Raw genomic sequence first — 16,731 nt, forward strand, 5'->3', positions numbered from 1 at the left:
GAAAATCCATAGAAAAACATCAGGCACAAAAGTCATGACTTAAGCATGACTTTTGTCATCAATCCAACCTCAGTAACTTAAACTGCTGTACCCCAGCCCCTGCTGTTTTTGCAGCTTAATTTGCACTGGAATACGCTCTTTTAAGGCTTCAACGTGACTGATAATACCTATCATCTTGCCGCTGGCATTCAGCTGATCCAAAGCGGCCAAAGCTGTTTCCAGGGTATCCGGGTCAAGGGTGCCAAAACCTTCATCAAGAAATAAAGACTCAATGCGGGTTTTATGGCTGACTAAATCCGACAGCGCTAACGCCAATGCCAGGCTGACTAAAAAGCTTTCGCCACCAGACAAGGTTTTGGTATCTCTGGCGGTATCAGCCTGCCAACTGTCGAGCACTTGTAGCTCTAACTCAGCATCTGCTTTACGTGCCAGTTGGTAACGGCTATGTAGTTTATCCAACTGCTGATTGGCCAGACCCACCAGCTGTAATAAAGTTAACCCCTGAGCAAAACGACGGAATTTAGCGCCATCAGCTGATCCTATTAAGCTGTTGAATTTATGCCATTGCTGCACCAGCTGTTGCTGTTGTTCAATCTGACTGTACAGCTCTTGCTGCTGCTGCTGATGTTGCTGATCGCTGTGCAGCTGTTGTCGGCATTGACCCGCCTGTTCCAGTACAGCAAAGAGCTGCTGCTCCAGCTCTGTGCTTTGCTGCTGCAATTGTTCCAGACTTTGTTCTGTCAGTTGCTGCTTTTCCAAGTCGTTGATTTGCTGCTGAACTTGCTCCAGCTGGCTTTGACAACGAATGTGCTCTGCTGCCAGCTTTTCTTTCAGCTCTGTCAGTTGCTGCACTTGTTGCTCTGTCAGTAACATGGCTAAGAAGCTGGTTTCGCTACCAAACTGCTGTTGTTCAAGTTGCTTTTGCCATTCTTGCTGCAAGGAGCTTAACTTCAATTGCAATTGCTGTAGCTGAGTTTCACTTTGTTGTTGTTGCCCGGTTTTTTGCTGCAGTTCATTGCTTAATACACTGAGCCGTTGCAACACAAGTTCAAGTTCTTGCTGTGGTGTTGCACTCTGACTGGCCGATAGGTGCGCTAAATCCGCTTGTTGCAATTTATCTAACCAGCTTTGGTACTGCTGATCAGCCTGTTGTTGCTGCATCAGCGCTTTATCCAGTTGCTGACTCTGTCGTTGCAACTCTTGTTGCCACTGCTGCCATTGCTGCGCTTGCTCTGCCCACTGCCGCCAGATCTGTTGTTGTTGCTCTGAAGCTGGCAGAGCAAAACCAAAAGGTTGTAACTCTTGCTGCCACTGCTGTTCCAGTTGCTGTAACTGCTGCTGGTTTTGCCGCAGCGCTGCAGTGAACTGCTGTTGTTGCTGTTGTTGCTGCGTCAGTTGTTGTTGCAGCAGTTGCTGCTGATGCGCCAGTTCATGCTGCTGCTGTTGCCAGAGTTGACGTTGCAGCAGTTGTTGCTCTGTCTGCAGCTGTTGCTCCAGTCCCTGTTGAGCCTGCTGCTGGAACTGCTGCAATAAGGCTTTTTTTAAGCTTGCCTGCTGTAATTGCTGCTGCTCTGTCTCCGGCAAGTTGTGCAATAAGTCAGTCCATTGTTCACTTTGCTGCTTAATATCTGCGGCCAGCTGTTCCAACTGATAGTGCCGGGCTTTTTGCTGCTCTTCCAGTTGCAGTTGCTTCTCACGTAAGGCTTTGCCCTGCTCTTCGACTTTTTTCAGTTCAGCGGTTAAGGCCGCCAGCTCTGTTTCAGTCTGGCTTAAATCCAGTGCCTGATAACTGCTAATAGCAGGATGTGTGGTACTGCCACACAGCGGGCATTCGTCGCCTGGTTGCAACTTGGCTCTGTGACTACTGAGCTCTGCAATCAGCTGCTCTTGCTGCACCAGTTTTTGTTTATCAACCACTCTGTCGCTATACAACCTGAACTGCTCACGTAAAGCCGCGACCTGTTGCTGCAACTGATGGCTGTCGCTTTGTTTTTGTTGTAGTTCCTGCTGTTCTTTTTGCTGTTGTTGCTGTTTTTGTTGTAACCCGGCGGCAACCCTCAGCAATAACGGATAAGTGTGAAGCTGATTTTTGCGATCTTGTATTTGTTGTTGTAACGCGGGCAGTTCAATGGCGAAAGCCGGAGTACTCTGTTGCAATTGAAGAGCCAGTTGCTGTAATTCGACGCTTATCTGCTGCAACTGCTGATCTACTTGCTGAGTGTCAGCCTGAGCAAGCTGTTTTCGCAGGACTTTTTGTTGCTCTAACCCCTGCTGACGTTGCTGCAATAAAGGTTTCCAGCCTGCGACTGCTGCAGCCAGATCTGCACCCCGAGGTTGCTGTGCCAGTTGCACTGTTAAAGCCTGACCCTGTTGCTGCAGTTGCTGAACCTGTTGCTGCACCTGCTGTTGTATTTGCAGGGCTAAGCCTTGACCTTGCTGCAACTGCAGCTGTTGCTGATAGTTTAAATCATGCAACTGACGGGACTGAAGTTGCTGCTGTTCTTGTGTTTCAGTCACAGCCGAACGTTGCTGCTGCAGCTCTTTGTACAACGGTAACAACACTGCGGCTTTTTGATAACTTTGCAATTTGACCAAAGCGCTTTGTTGCATGGCCTGCTCTTGCTCAAATTGCTGCTGCTTCAGCTCTGCTTGTTGCAGCTGCGCCGCAGCCTGCTGTTGCTGCTGACGCCAGGCCAATAAAGGAGCCAGTTGCTGCTGTCGTGTTTTTAACTGCTGCTGTTGCTGCTCTAACCCGGATAACTGCTGCTGTAATAACTGGCGCTGCTCTAAATCCAGCAAGACCACACCTGATGCTTTGGCCTGTAATAATTCCAGCGCCGTTTTGTGCTGACGGTTTTGTTCATACACCTGCATCGAAATCTGACCGTAAATTTCAGTACCGGTCAGCTCTTCCAACAGCTCAGCACGCTCATTGGCCGGGGCATTTAAAAAGGCAGCAAAACCACCCTGAGCCAACAACATCGACTTGGTAAAACGACCAAAATCTAAACCTGTGATTTGCTCCGTCAGCTTTAGCTTTTCATTACTTTTGTCTGTCAGTATTTCGCCATCGGCTTTGGCCAGCTCTACTTTGGCGGCCTGCAAATTGCCATCCACCGCGCCACGGGAACGACGCTGGCTCCAGAAGGCGCGATACCGCTGGTCTCGCACCTGAAACTCTACTTCGGCCAGGCACTCACTGGTATGGCGGGTCATCAGCTCGTTGCTGCTTTGCGACAAGAGTTTTAAGCGCGGCGTCTGGTGATACAAAGCTAAACAAATGGCATCCAAAATAGTGCTTTTACCCGCGCCAGTCGGACCTGTAATAGCAAAAAGGTTACTTTGATCAAAAGGGGGCTGAGTAAAATCAATTTTCCACTCGCCTTTTAATGAATTTAAATTTTGCAGTCGCACCGATAGAATTTTCATGGCAACACCGCAGGTTCTGGTTGCTGCAGCTGTGTCAGCACTTGCTGCAACATCTGCTGAAATTCTGCTTGTTCGCTGTCGGTTAATTCTTCAGTGGCAAGCCGTCGCTGCAATACCAGATCCGGTGTCATTTCATGCAAAGATTCCTGCTGATCAACCTGCAAAACACCAACAGCGGCCTGACGTGCCCGACGTAGTTTTAACAGTTCTACAGGTAAAGCCTCGAGATGCTGTTGCACCTGGCTTTGCAAATCACTCAGGTAACCGTCGCTGCCCGTCAACACCAGCTCCAGCCAGAGTTTTTGTCCGGGTTGTAGCATCGCCAGTGGCTGCTGCAATAAAGTATGGAGTTCAGTTAAGCTGCACTTCAGGCTTAACAATGGCTGAAAACAAGGAATGGGCAGCAGCTCAATTTTGGCTTCAGGGCTGCTGAAATCCAGCAAGACCATGGACTTTTGCTGTTTGGCTTCATCAAAACTTAAAGGAATAGGCGAGCCGCTGTAACGGATATGTTCTTTGCCTGCGACCAGTTGAGGCTGATGGATATGGCCCAAGGCTATATAATCAAAATCCGGAAAAGCACTGGCCGGAAAGGCTTCCAAAGAGCCGATATAAATTTCCCGCACCGACTCACTGCTGCTGGCACCTACTGTAGTCAGATGCCCTGTCGCGAGCAAAGGCAATTCCAAAGCCAGTTCAGAGCGCAGTGCTGCAGCCTGACTGAAACACTGCTGATAACAGTCGGCTATGGCTTGCTGCAATTGCTGCTGTTTATCACTGGCCTGTTGACCACTATGGCTTTGCAGTAAATCGCGGGACCGCAAAAAAGGCAAAGCCGCCAGAATAGCGCCAGCTTTGCCCGCTTTGTTATTCAGAACCAGAAGATGAGACTCTGCAGCGCCCAGCCAGCCCGGCACTACCTGGGTATGCAAACAAGCCAGTAGCTCTTTGCTTTCCTGCAGTACAGCGACTGAATCGTGATTTCCCCCCAACATCACCAGTTGGCAGCCTGTAGGTTGTAGGTCAACAATAAGTTGATGATACAACTCGCGGGCATAACTGGCAGGAGTGGCGGTATCAAAAATATCGCCCGCTACTATCAATGCATCCACCTGATGTAATTCAATTTGTTGCTTTAACCAGCCAAACAAAGCCTTGTGCTCGTCGGCTCTGCTTTTGCCAATAAAATGCTGGCCTAAATGCCAGTCGGAGCTATGAAGAATACGCATAAAAACTTAGATACGCTGCGCTATGCCGGAATAAGGCCAGCATAGCACAGGGCTACCACTTTCATAAGTTGCTCAGAAGCTGGTATTAACTGGCGTCAAATAACAGCACTGCATCCAGCACTGTTTCACTGACTTCACGATAAAACTCCTGATCAACATTGTCTATGGTATCTGTTGGCTGGTGATAATGCGCATGATCCGGCACACCAAAATACACAAAAGGCACCTGTCGTTTATGAAACTCACGGTGATCTGAACTTAAAGTCCAGTCCTGATGGGTACCTACCCGCCAAGCCGGTCTGTCATACCCCAGCAACAAGCGCACAGAGCTTTGTTGCTGCAGTTGCAGCAGAGGTTGTTCCAACTGGGGATAATGATAAGAGCCGACAGCGACCAGTTGCTTATTGGTGTCGTGACTGAGCATATCCATATTAATATTCAGTCTGATTTGTTCAGGATTCAGCAGCTCTTGCTCAAACAGCATACGAGCGCCCCACATACCACTTTCTTCGTTATCCAAAGCAGCAAACAGTATAGAGTGGCGAGGTGGATGCTGTTTAAAATAACGAGCTATGGCCAGCAAAGCTGCCACACCAGACGCATTATCGTCGGCCCCATAATAGATTTTTCCCTGATGCAATCCTAAATGATCATAATGTGCTGTCAGCACCAGCAAAGGTAAGGCGGGATCCGAGCCTTCAATCCGGCCCAGTACATTAGCCGCACCTTGCATTAATTGAGCTTTGCCTGAAGTCGGCTGATAAGGCTGCAAATAACCTTCTGTACCTGCTGCAGCCAAACCAATAGCGGTGAACTGAGTCACCAGCCATTGCTGGGCTTTTAAGCCCCCAGGTTGGCCTGTACCACGACCCGCCAGCTCTTGCGAAGCCAGGTAAGTTAAATCAGCCATTTGTTGCTGAAAATCCAACCTTTGTGGCATCTCACTGACCTGGGGCAAGGGTTGAGACTGCAAACGCTTTTGCTCCAGTTGATTCAGCTGCTCCAGCAGATAAGGATGAAAAGCATAACCAAGACCTGCAACAATCAATAGCAACCAAAGCCAAAGTGGAATACGGAATAACTTCATAAAAATCCTGACAAGCTGTGCAAATAATGCAGCAGACTATCGCAAACTGCATCAGCTCACCAGACAAAGGCCCTGAAAGATCCGATATATCCTGTCGCCCGGCACTAAATTTGAGTGGTAAAATAGGCTTTCTTTTGTTCTGTTGTGAGAATTGTATGCCGCAAAGCCGGAATGCCTCGTTTTGGTGGGCCATTGCCTCTGTGTTAGTTGCCATGATGGCGATCCAATCAGGTGCTTCGTTAGCCAAAACTTTATTCCCCATCATTGGGCCTGAAGGCACTACAGCATTGCGGGTTGGATTTTCGGCTTTAATTTTATCTTTAGTCTTTCAACCCTGGAAAAAATGGCCCGCTAAACAGGACCAAAAAGCCTTGTGGTTTTATGGTATCTGCTTAGGTGGCATGAACCTGATGTTTTATCTGGCGATTGAACGTATTCCTCTGGGTATAGCTGTAGCGCTGGAATTCACAGGTCCTCTGGCTGTCGCCTTATTGTCGTCCAAACGTAAGCTGGATTTGCTTTGGGTTGTGTTGGCTATGACAGGAATTGCTTTGTTATTGCCATGGCAAACCGAAGCAACAGCTTTAGACCCTGTAGGCATCGCTTTAGCTTTGGGCGCAGGAGCATGCTGGGCTGGTTATATTATTTTTGGCCAAAAAACAGGCAACGCTGTGCATGGCGGTACTGCTGTCGCTTTGGGCATGGCGGTAGCTGCTTTGTTTTTATTTCCTATAGGTGTAGCCTCAGCTGGCAGCAGTTTGTTTAGCTGGACTGTTTTACCTTTTGCTTTTGCAGTGGCTCTGTTATCCAGCGCCATCCCTTATAGCCTTGAGATGGTGGCATTAAAACGTTTGCCCGCCCAAAGTTTCAGCATACTGATGAGTTTAGAACCAGCTATAGCTGCTTTAGCTGCTTTAATTATCCTGGCCGAGCAACTGAGTTTATTGCAATGGCTGGCTATTTTTGCGGTGATTGCAGCCTCTTTAGGCAGCAGCCTGACAGCACGGAAAACACCGGCACCAGAGCTTGTTTCATAAATAACCTGAACTCTGGATAAGCAGCGCCACTGAACGGGCATCTTTTCGGGCCTCTCTGCGTTGCTCTGTCTAACCATAGCTCGCTATGGCGTACGACAAAGCGCCTTGATAGGCGCAAAAATCTGCACATTCAGTCAGGAAATAGATTCTTCTTTTCAAAAAAAATTGTCTTATCTTATTGATTATATTTATTAAATTCAGGTAGCTCGACACTCATTATCCCGAGTTCAGGTTAAATAGCGTTTGATTCCTGATGCTACTGCTTTATGCTGAGATCCAGAAGATACGCAGCAGGACCAGATGCGCATGTTTAAATCCTTGATTGTTATATTGTTTGGATTATCAGTGGCTCTGCCTGGCGCCGCGACGCAAAAATTTATCTGGCTGACGGACAGCAGTCCGGATCAACAGCCACAACAATACCGTCAGGCACTTGATGTGAATGGTGTGACCTTAGATCTATTAATGCAGGGTATTTCAGACTTTCAGGCTGAACCTGTCCAAACCACAACAGAACGCGCCATGGCCATGCTGAAAACTGAAGCTTCAGCTTGCGCTGGCAACAGGTTAAAAAATGCTGAACGTTTAACCTTCAGTTACGCCACAGCTATTCCTCACACCGTATTCCCGGGATTAAGGCTCTACAGCAAAAGCTCATCCAAAACCACTGCATGGCTCAAACAGCAACTGAATGATCAGCAACAACTGAGCCTGCAACATTTACTTAAAAGCGATCATAAGCTGCATTTTGCCGTTGGGGGTGGTCGCTCTTACGGTGAGCAACTGGATACACTGCTGAAACAACCTCAATGGCAGCATAAATTCTGGCAACGCCGCTCTGTGGATATGTCGGCCGGTCTGATTGATATGCTGGTGCAAGGCAGGGTCGACCTGCTGATCGAGTACCCAAACGTGATGCAGCATTATTTGGCGCAACAGAGTACGGATACTCAATTGACCAGTTTTAGCATTCAGGAGGCAGAACCTTATATGTTGGGGTATATCCTCTGTGCAAAAACACCAGAAGGCCAGCAGTTAACCGAGTTTTTTCAACAACGCCTGCGAAACCTGTCGCAACAAAAACACTATCTGGAAGCTCATTTAGCCTGGGTGGATGCAGCCGACAGAGAACAACTGACACTGCTCTATAATCAGGTATTTGGTACCTCGTTTTAGTCTCAGTCTCTGTATTTTGGTCAAAAAACCGTAGCGTCAGACTTGCTCTAATCTTCTTTTGCATCGGCGCTAAACAACGACAAGCTGTAACTTAATAAGGTTAAATCCCCGGGTTCGCCATGACCAGGCACAACTATTTTTGCCTCTGTATACCTTTGCTGAACCCTTTGCAGCGCCAAAGGCCAATGTGTTAAATCTGCATCTGCAATATTGCCCAAACCAGCAAATTGTGGAGCTTTCACAGCACAACCACCAAACAACAACTGATGCTCTTTCAGATACACCACCAGATTGTCATGGCTGTGACCTGGACCAGGATAAAAGATTTCTACTTCTGACCCCAGATCTTTGCTGTCGCCAGGTTGAAGCGCACCAAAAGACTGAGGCAGAGGAATATTCTGGCTGATCGACAATAAACGGGTTTGCTGTGAACTGAATAGCGGGATTTGCTGTTGCAACAGAGTCATTGCACCACCAGTTCTGTCATCGTGATAATGGGTAGCAATGGCTTTAGTGACTGGCAGTTTCAACTCAGTTTTGATCCAGGCCAATAATTCAGCAGTGGCCGATTCACCCCAGGCAGTATCGATCAGCCATATTTCATTTTTCTGTTTCAGGAGCAGTCCGTTGGATGAAAATCTCAGATCAGGGCTAAGTTGCCTGAATGAAGTATGGAGCCAGAGACCGGGAGCCAGTTGTTTGACTGTTAACTGCGCTGATACCTGCCAGCTCTGTTGTGTTGATGCCTCTGTAGCAACCTCGGCCTGAAGTTGAAACTGACAAAAAAAACCAAGAACCAAGCAACAGATTTTCGTTTTCAACACTTTTCATCCCTTCAATAAAGTTGGAACAATGGTACTGGAAAACAAGTAAAGATAAAGCCAGACGCCAATAAATAGAATAGCGCCCATGCACTGGTCGGACTTTTTTCATTTTTTCGATTTTTACCATTGTGAAAGCCTGTGTTCCTCAGTTAATTTAGAGACTTCAGATGTACAACGCATTTATGCAGGTTTTATCAATATGCAGCCAATTGAGGCACATAAACCAGACTTAACTCTTGCCACAGATCTGACCAATCAGCAAAAGTCAGAGGCACGTCAGCAGTGTTTTTATGGCTGTGTCTTTTGTGGTTCTCCGGTTTTTCGCTACTACTTTCCACCAGACAGCCTGTCTGCCGTGCTGATTTGCCCACTGCATGCCAAACAACTGCGCAGTGCCTTGCTCAGTGCCAGCACTTTAGTTGAACGGATGAAGCAACCTTTTAACCAGCAACGTATTAATAAACCAGGTTTTAGTTTTGATCCAAACCGCAGAGTGCAAGTGTCAGTGGGCATGAATACTGTCTACGCCGACTTTGTACCTGGCGGTGGCGAACAATATTGCATTTGGGTTAATGGACAAGAACTTTTTACCCTGCATTCTGAATCGGGCTGGTTATGTTTTTCTTTTGTGCTGTCCGATACCACAGGGCAAGTGCTGATCCGGGTAGAAAAAGGTGAACTTCAGCTTAGTCCGGATCAATGGGAATACAGCTATGAAGTCAACACTTTAAAAATAAGGGACCAACAACGCAGGCTGCAATTTACGGCTCAGTTGTGTAACGACAGAGTCTTGCTGACCAAAGGAAACTTCATCGATAGTTTTGGCGATGGTTTTGTGGTGGAGGGCAACAGAGTGATTGCTATGCTGGACGGCCAAAAAGGCGGGCAGTATATGCATCGTATTGAACCAGGCCGTTATAAAGGGGGCTGGGCTTTGTTTAATAAAATCCGCCACCCTGAATTGGTTATGCCGGGAAACTTTGCTTTTGTATGTGCCGCCAAACGTAAATACCCTGGTACTGAACGCTGACTTTGTTTTTTGACACAGGCTGTTTTATGCTATTTGATGTACATATAACAGCACAAAAACAACCTGAGCCCCTGCCAGCCGGCGCATGCTAAACCAACTAAGTTAGCATAGACTGGTGGCAGAATGTTCGAGGAATGAGATGTCTTACGCCATCCTTACAGTGCAGTCCAAATGGAGAGACCTGATGCAGCAGAATATGAAGTTAAGCTTGCCACTTTTAATTGTGCTGACTGGCCTGGCGGCTTGTGGTGGTGGTGGCGGTGGCAGTTCTGGCACCGGCGGTACAGGTGGCTCTGGTGGATCAGGTGGATCAGGTGGTGGCGTTCCGGCAGCACCAAGCTGGACTGCAGGCCAATTCCGTGACGAAGCTCAATTTAAAGATTTTTGCGTTTCACCACGCACTGGTACAGACCCCTTTAATGGTGGTGTTTATCCGGATAAAGCCGGTACGGCCATGCATGAAAAAATGTGGTTGCGGTCCTGGAATAACAGAACTTATTTGTGGTACAGGGAGGTTTCTGATCTGGACCCTGCCAGTTATGGCATCCCGGCGTACTTTAATTTGTTAAAAACTACAGCGGTCACAGATTCAGGCGTAGCCAAAGATCAGTTTCATTTCACCCAAAATACAGCGGATTATCTGCAACAGTCTCAATCCGGCGTCAGTTCGGGTTATGGCATAGAGTGGTCAGTAGGTTCTACCAGGGCTCCCCGTTCTTTTATTGTGGCCTACACAGAACCAAACTCCCCGGCCGCTTTGGCGGGAGTCAAAAGAGGTGATTTTTTACTTGAGGTGGATGGTGTAGATTTTGTTAATGACAGCAGCAGCTCAGGGGTAAACACTATCAATGCGGGCATATTCCCGGCCAATACAGGGGAGCAGCATAGTTTTAAATTCCGCACAGTGGGAAATACTGAAGTCAGCTATCAGCTCCGCTCTGCAGATGTAGCCTCAAGTCCGGTGCAAAATGCCAAGGTACTGAATACCGACTCTGGTCCTGTAGGTTATTTTCAGTTTAATAGCTATATAGTGCCTGCCCAACAGCAATTGATTGACGCTGTTGAGTTATTTCGCGATGCGGCCATATCAGAACTGGTAGTGGACTTACGTTATAACGGTGGTGGCTTATTGGCCTTAGCAGGACAACTGGGTTATATGGTGACAGGCCCTGATATTATTCAGAACAGGTTTTTTGAACGCTTGCAGTTTAATGATAAATACCCCAATACCAATCCTGTCACAGGTGCCAGTTTAAGCCCAACACCTTTTTATAACCGTGAAATAAATTACGAAGCGGGCACCTTAACCAATACAGTACTACCTAATCTGAATTTAAGCCGTATCTATGTTCTGACGACAGAAAATACCTGCTCTGCCAGTGAAGCTTTTATGAACGGCCTGCGTGGTATAGATGTTGAAGTGATCCAGATAGGTGGCAAAACCTGTGGTAAACCTTATGGTTTTTATCCAACAGATAACTGCGGCACCACCTACTTTACCATTCAGTTCAGCGGTATTAATTCCAAAGGTTTTGGTGATTACGCCGATGGTTTTAAACCAACCACTGCGCCTGTATTTGCTGCAGATATCAAAGGTTGTACGGCAGCGGACGACTTTTCCAGACTGCTTGGAGATCCTGAAGAGGGAATGCTGGAGACAGCCTTGCATTACATCGAAACTGACAGCTGTCTGAGCTCAACAGGTTCAGGAGTCAGTACAGCTGTCGGTTCTCTGTCTGGCATCGGTGCTGCCCTGTCTGGTACCACTAAAGGTTCTGGCCCTGCAGTCAAAAATCCAGCAGAAAAACCTTTAACCAACAGTATTCGTTTACCCCTGAAGGATCAACAAGAGTGAACAAATTGATGTTTTTCAAGTACATCACATTAAGTTGTCTGTTGCTGGGGATCAGCGCCTGTCAGCAGGTTCAGGCCGTAGCCGAACCTGCAGTGCTAACGGAGACATCGCCAGAGGTAAAACTGGAGTTACAACAACAGATCCAAAAAGCCATAGGGGGGCCTTTAGTAAGGCTGGCCGATAATGCTTACTTGTTTGAAAGCCAAATCTGGATTGAATCCGTGGTATTAAAAGATGACAAAGGCCGTCCACTGGACGGCCGTCATATGGATTTAGCCAACCTCTTTGTGCTGCAAATTGACCAAGGGCAATGCCAGTTAAGGCACAATAAATCAGGTCAGGTTTTTGTGCTGACTAAAGCAAAATGCATAGCTGAGAAACAGCGTTTTCCTGAAAAATAGCGACCAACTCCTTGCGCTAAAAACCTGAGTGTCACGACTCCGGCACAACCAAAGAAGCAGCAGGCACTGCATAAAAGGCAGACAATTCCCGCACAGTACGATAACTCACTTTTTTACCTGTCTCCGCTCTTTTGATGGTTGCCAACGACACACGCAGCGATCGCTGCTGACAAGCGTTAAACAAATCCTCCTGACTTAAAAAGCGTTGCTGTCTCAATGATTTAAGTAACTCAACTTTTAATACCAGAGCTTCTTGCATAAGGCGTTCACTCCATTGACCAGAAAAGAGAAATAGCAGAACCAAAGCCAGACTTCAGTGTAAAAGGCTTTGTTTTCAAAAAAGAGACAAAATTATGAACGCGATAGCCTTTTTAGTCCAGTATGAAATTTACAAATGGTTAACCTGATACCAAACTGACACTAAATAGAGGCAAAAAAAACAGGCCTGAAATTCAGGCCTGTTTCGGATGAAGAATTAGCTTAGTTAGCGATGCTGATGAACGGATCCCAGCTAAAGTAACCAACAACAGCACCAGTACTGTTGTTCACCAGTTTGAAGCTTAAGGTGTACTGAATTTTCTGACCAGCTTCAATCACAGTGCCTTGAGTAGCGTAGGCATTGTTGTGGAACAAAGCTGGTGTACCATTCACCGGGTCTGAACCACTTGGTAAATAAACACTGGTGTGCATATTAAAGTAACTTAAAGCTGTAATGCCGGAAGAAGGGTTAAAGTTACCGCTGTATAAAAAGGCTGTGTAGTCTGTGTCACCGTCAAAGGTGCTGACAGTCCAGCGCACTGTATCGCCTGAGTTTGCTTTGATATTCAGTTCTGAACCACCCTGATTGCTGGCGATGTAGCTGTTTTGTGTAATCATTGACACAAAAACATCAGAACCACCCCAGGCACCTAAATTAGTTGGGCTGCCTACAGAACCTGGTTTTATTGAACCATCGTTTAAACGCTCAGCCAGCTCAGTGGCATTAACTGCGACAAGAATATTGATAAGAGACATGATCATTCCTTTTTCATCGTGAAGTGAGTTGCTATCAATCCCAAAATTTCAGCCCTGCTGGCTAAATGTTTTGGGTACAAACAGCATATCCGATTCAAAAAAAAGGTCAGTCTCAGAGTGGCGTCAGTTTGGTATCAGCGCCTGATCCGGCGCTTCAATAAAATACTGCGGGCATAACTCCCCCTTGGTCGCAATTGAAGTGGGTTATTGTTCTAACAGTACTTTTAGCTTATCCAGTCCTTGTTGCAGGTCGTCACCTATCATTTGTTCCATATCCATTGCCAGCAACAACAGGTTCATTGGATAAGGCATCTCGCCTTTAAAACCCCAGGTCACTTTGGTTTGGTCTGCAGCTTGTTGTTCAGTCAGGATATAAGCCGGAGAAACTGAAGCAAAAGGTGCGATAAAACGCAGTTCGTAATCAATACGCTCACCAGGTTTGATCGCAGTGATCTCCTGCTCGCCTGTGCCTACTTCATCTTTTTCACTCTGCCAGGCAGAAACAAAACCTACAGTGCCATCTTCGCCTTTATAGGTTTTTTTCACATTGGGATCCAAAGCCATCCAGACACTGAAGTTATCCTGATTTTTCAACAGCACCAGGTAACTGAACACCTGTTCTTTGGGTTTATTTATGCTGACACTACGTTCCACCTGATAAGACGAAGGCAATACTAAAGCGGCCAGCAACAGTGCGGCCACAGCCAGTAAAAAACCAATTAGTATTATTTTTATAAGTTTCATAGCGACTCTCTTCTGGTTGTAAAGGCTAAACTCAGCCCTCCCCCAGTGTAGCCTGAAGATTTTCATTTAGAAAAGAGTGGATAACCTGAGTTGGTGTCTACTGCTTGATGTCGCTTAGATCAATCAGAAGCAGACTTACCTGTAGCGGGCACAAAAACCAGCTACCCGGATATGCCACTGGGTTAAGCCACTTTACTGAGTAGCTTGCTCTGCTAAAGATTTTTCTGCTTTTCGTGCTGCAAGAGCCTCTTCAAGTAATTGATCCAGCGTCGCTCTGTCGTACCAGCGCCCTTTGTGCATCACAGCCTCAATACGTTTTGTATTGCTGATCTGCTGCAAGGGGTTCGCACTCAGTAATACAAATTCAGCGTTTTTTCCTACTTCCAGAGTACCAGCCACTGCCTGCCGTCCTAAATAACGCGCGCTGTCTGACGTGGCGGCTTTTAGCACCTGATAAGCTGTCATGCCGGCATTTTGCATCTGTTGCATTTCCTCATGCAGAGAAAAACCTGCAATATGAAAACCCAGATTATCGCTGCCCACCAGCAAAGGCACATCGGCATCAGACAGAGCTTTGGTCAGCAGTTGTGCTGTCTGGATCAAATCGGCGATGTATTTTTTCATCTGTGGCGTTTTAAAAAACTGATGTTGATAGGATCTGTTCTCCGGATTGGTAAACCATTGGTATTCACCATAAGCAATAAACTGCGATTCGTATCTTTGTTGTAACAGCTGATAACGTTTTTCGTCTGTGTACTCTGGGATCAACGCCAGAATACTTAAGGTGGGGCTGACAGTAATACCACTTTGTTTAATCTGCTCTACCATTTGACTTAACTGAAGTGGTGTTACTTTGGGGATTTGTAATTGTTGCCCGGCCAACAGCACCACCAGCTCTTCCATATGGGCCAGCGAATGCATACGTAAACTGTAGTGCAAAGGCAAATGACGCTGAGCATGGCCTGTCACCGGAATACCATACAAGGCCGCTCTTTCCAGCAACGCCAGATAGGCTTGTTGATCCAGATTGCCGTGAATTTTTATAAAGTCATAACCACGCTGATGATGCAGATCTGCCATAGCCAAAGCCTCAGCAACGTTTTTCACATTATCCGCATTCACTTGTGGGCCTGAGGCATAAAAATAAGGGGCTATCACTTCTGGTTTGGCCGCCAGCTGTCGAATGGCAACTGTATCCTGTTGATTCCATTGCGCCATGCTACGAACGCTGGTCACGCCATTCGCAATTAACAATTTAAAGAGTAACTCTGTGTCTGCGATATCATTACGGTGCTGATGAAAATGAGTATCAGAGAAAGCCGGGATCAGGTACTTGCCTTTGGCATCAATATGCAGCTCAGCTGGCTGCGCCTGCTGTTCATCCAAGGGCTCTATTGCAGTGATTTTGCCCTGTTCAACCCTGACTCTCTGGTTGTACAACACAGTCTCACTGGTCATAGGGATCAGATTAACCCCTTCCAGCACTATGCTTTGAGCCTTTAACCCAGTCCCCGAACAACACAGAACCACAAGAAACAATCTAAAACCTGACCGCATAACAGCTCCTGATCCTCTGTCTGATGTTTTTAAGCATAGCCAGAGTATCGGAGTCGCCAAAAATTGCTGTAAAGAATAGTTATGGTTCCCTGAAGCTATAAAGCGACACTGGACAGAGCGGGTTGGGGTTTTGCCGTCTTTTTGCTGCCCAACCCAAAACACCAGCTTAATACTGCAGATCGCCTTATCACTTCATAACCCAGCCAGCAGCCTGCTACAGTCCCAGCCAACACCAGTGGGAATTCTATAGCTACAGGCATAGCCAAAGGTTTTAACCAGGCTGCACATAAAATAATCAGCGTTTGATGCAAAATGTACCAGGGCAATACAGCATCATTGCAGTAGCGCAATAATGGACTATTTGTTTTTGCCAGATAAGCTCCGCCATAGCCCAATACTGCCAGTAACCAACTCCAGAAATTGAGCACAAGAACAAAACCAAACCACAATTTTTCCGTCATTTTGTTGTAAACAGGACCAGTGTAATAATCAAAAACATCATTGCGTTCAGCAACAATAAGGCAGTAACAACACAGAGCTAACACCAGCCATAGCCTTCTGCCGGAGACCAGTTGTTGCCACCACAAATCCTGCCGGGCTAATAAAAAACCAGCGATAAACACCAGAAAATATTTAGCATGGTTATACCAGTCATCCACTAAAGCATGAGTGCTTGGAAAATCAGTTTTTAACATCCACCAGGCCCAAAACATCAAAACAAAAACCAGTGCCAAAGCGTAACGACCCGGCAACTGCTGCAACCAGCCTGCTTGTGATACTGAATTCAGCAGCGGATAACAAAGTAGCACCAGCATGCTGTAACACCATAAATACGGAATAAACCAGGCGTGATTCCAGGTGAGTAAACCAATAGGACTATGATGGTCAGGCAATAAACCGGTGACAGGATTGACATACTGCCACCAGAACTCCAGATAACCCGGCTGGATCAGTTGCTGGCTTAACGCTTCGTAATACACCTGAGGCACCACCACTACAAACATGGTAAACAGCAAAGGGATCAATAAACGTTTGGAGCGCAGCCCTAAAAGTTTTAACCTGCTGATCCGCAGCAAGACTAAGCTCAACGCCATACCTGCCAGTAAAAACAACAAAGACATACGCCATGGGTTGGTCAAAATCATCAGCTCCTGCAAGCCTTTAAAAGTTTGCTCACTTTTGATATGCCAGCCCCAGTCGGCGACATAATACATACCAATGTGGTACAAAATAAGCAACGCAAAAGCCAGGGTGCGGAGCCAGTCGAGTTCATATCGACGGCCTGTGTCAGTTCGTGTCATGCTAAACCTCCTTCACCCGTCGTAGTTGAAGCTGCAGCTTTGTTGCC

At 46.8% G+C, this 16,731-nt stretch carries 15 protein-coding genes; 5 read left to right on the plus strand and 10 right to left on the minus strand.

Annotated elements, in window-relative coordinates:
* Positions 1-69: 69 nt before the first annotated feature.
* The 3 genes from sbcC to RHEIN_RS00435 all read right to left on the minus strand — a co-directional run bounded on the left by sbcC (position 70) and on the right by RHEIN_RS00435 (position 5,745).
* Positions 70-3,429, minus strand: coding sequence for an exonuclease subunit SbcC (gene sbcC, locus RHEIN_RS00425; RefSeq protein ID WP_008896986.1), 3,360 nt, complete (start codon positions 3,427-3,429; stop codon positions 70-72).
* Positions 3,426-4,658: an exonuclease subunit SbcD gene (gene sbcD, locus RHEIN_RS00430; protein ID WP_008896987.1), complete on the minus strand. Its 1,233-nt coding sequence runs from the start codon at positions 4,656-4,658 to the stop codon at positions 3,426-3,428. The genes sbcC and sbcD overlap by 4 nt, the downstream gene beginning before the upstream one ends.
* Before the next feature lie 85 nt (positions 4,659-4,743).
* Positions 4,744-5,745: a M20/M25/M40 family metallo-hydrolase gene (locus RHEIN_RS00435; protein ID WP_008896988.1), complete on the minus strand. Its 1,002-nt coding sequence runs from the start codon at positions 5,743-5,745 to the stop codon at positions 4,744-4,746.
* A gap of 155 nt (positions 5,746-5,900) precedes the next feature.
* On the opposite strand from RHEIN_RS00435, the gene rhtA reads away from it, so the two are divergent.
* Together rhtA and RHEIN_RS00445 are read left to right on the plus strand one after the other, a co-directional pair.
* The gene (gene rhtA, locus RHEIN_RS00440; protein ID WP_008896989.1) at positions 5,901-6,782 is read left to right on the plus strand and encodes a threonine/homoserine exporter RhtA; all 882 of its coding nucleotides are present in this window, start codon (positions 5,901-5,903) and stop codon (positions 6,780-6,782) included.
* A 300-nt stretch (positions 6,783-7,082) separates the two neighbouring features.
* Positions 7,083-7,958 (plus strand): hypothetical protein, encoded by an 876-nt coding sequence (locus tag RHEIN_RS00445; protein WP_139056373.1) that lies wholly within the window; start codon positions 7,083-7,085, stop codon positions 7,956-7,958.
* Between the two features lie 47 nt (positions 7,959-8,005).
* Here RHEIN_RS00445 and bla read toward each other — a convergent pair whose 3' ends face one another.
* Together bla and RHEIN_RS21175 are read right to left on the minus strand one after the other, a co-directional pair.
* Positions 8,006-8,653: a subclass B1 metallo-beta-lactamase gene (gene bla / locus RHEIN_RS00450; protein WP_237704324.1), complete on the minus strand. Its 648-nt coding sequence runs from the start codon at positions 8,651-8,653 to the stop codon at positions 8,006-8,008.
* Positions 8,610-8,909 carry a hypothetical protein gene (locus RHEIN_RS21175; protein WP_237704325.1) on the minus strand — a complete coding sequence of 100 codons (300 nt, stop codon included), beginning with the start codon at positions 8,907-8,909 and terminating at the stop codon, positions 8,610-8,612. The genes bla and RHEIN_RS21175 overlap by 44 nt, the downstream gene beginning before the upstream one ends.
* A gap of 72 nt (positions 8,910-8,981) precedes the next feature.
* Here RHEIN_RS21175 and RHEIN_RS00455 point away from each other — a divergent pair, with 72 nt between their 5' ends.
* The 3 genes from RHEIN_RS00455 (at position 8,982) to RHEIN_RS00465 (ending at position 12,068) form a co-directional block, all read left to right on the plus strand.
* Positions 8,982-9,812, plus strand: coding sequence for a hypothetical protein (locus RHEIN_RS00455; RefSeq protein WP_008896992.1), 831 nt, complete (start codon positions 8,982-8,984; stop codon positions 9,810-9,812).
* 184 nt (positions 9,813-9,996) lie between these two features.
* A complete protein-coding gene (locus RHEIN_RS00460) occupies positions 9,997-11,667 on the plus strand; it encodes a S41 family peptidase (RefSeq protein WP_139056374.1) in 1,671 nt (556 codons plus the stop codon).
* A complete protein-coding gene (locus RHEIN_RS00465; RefSeq protein WP_050801116.1) occupies positions 11,664-12,068 on the plus strand; it encodes a hypothetical protein in 405 nt (134 codons plus the stop codon). Before RHEIN_RS00460 ends, RHEIN_RS00465 begins: the two co-directional genes overlap by 4 nt.
* Positions 12,069-12,099: 31 nt before the next feature.
* On the opposite strand, the gene RHEIN_RS00470 is transcribed toward RHEIN_RS00465, so the two are convergent.
* From RHEIN_RS00470 to RHEIN_RS00490, 5 genes are all read right to left on the minus strand, one after another.
* Entirely contained in the window at positions 12,100-12,327 is a 228-nt protein-coding gene (locus RHEIN_RS00470; protein ID WP_008896995.1) for a helix-turn-helix domain-containing protein, read from the minus strand.
* Between the two features lie 221 nt (positions 12,328-12,548).
* Positions 12,549-13,082 carry an AidA/PixA family protein gene (locus RHEIN_RS00475; protein ID WP_008896996.1) on the minus strand — a complete coding sequence of 178 codons (534 nt, stop codon included), beginning with the start codon at positions 13,080-13,082 and terminating at the stop codon, positions 12,549-12,551.
* 204 nt (positions 13,083-13,286) lie between these two features.
* Complete coding sequence (locus RHEIN_RS00480) at positions 13,287-13,826, minus strand: SRPBCC family protein (RefSeq protein ID WP_008896997.1); 540 nt, start codon at positions 13,824-13,826, stop codon at positions 13,287-13,289.
* 192 nt (positions 13,827-14,018) lie between these two features.
* Entirely contained in the window at positions 14,019-15,383 is a 1,365-nt protein-coding gene (locus RHEIN_RS00485; protein ID WP_008896998.1) for an amidohydrolase family protein, read from the minus strand.
* A 95-nt stretch (positions 15,384-15,478) separates the two neighbouring features.
* Positions 15,479-16,684, minus strand: a complete 1,206-nt coding sequence (locus RHEIN_RS00490; RefSeq protein ID WP_008896999.1) for an acyltransferase family protein — start codon at positions 16,682-16,684, stop codon at positions 15,479-15,481.
* Between the last annotated feature and the right edge of the window lie 47 nt (positions 16,685-16,731).

This window comes from Rheinheimera sp. A13L (assembly GCF_000217935.1).
Lineage (GTDB): Bacteria > Pseudomonadota > Gammaproteobacteria > Enterobacterales > Alteromonadaceae > Pararheinheimera.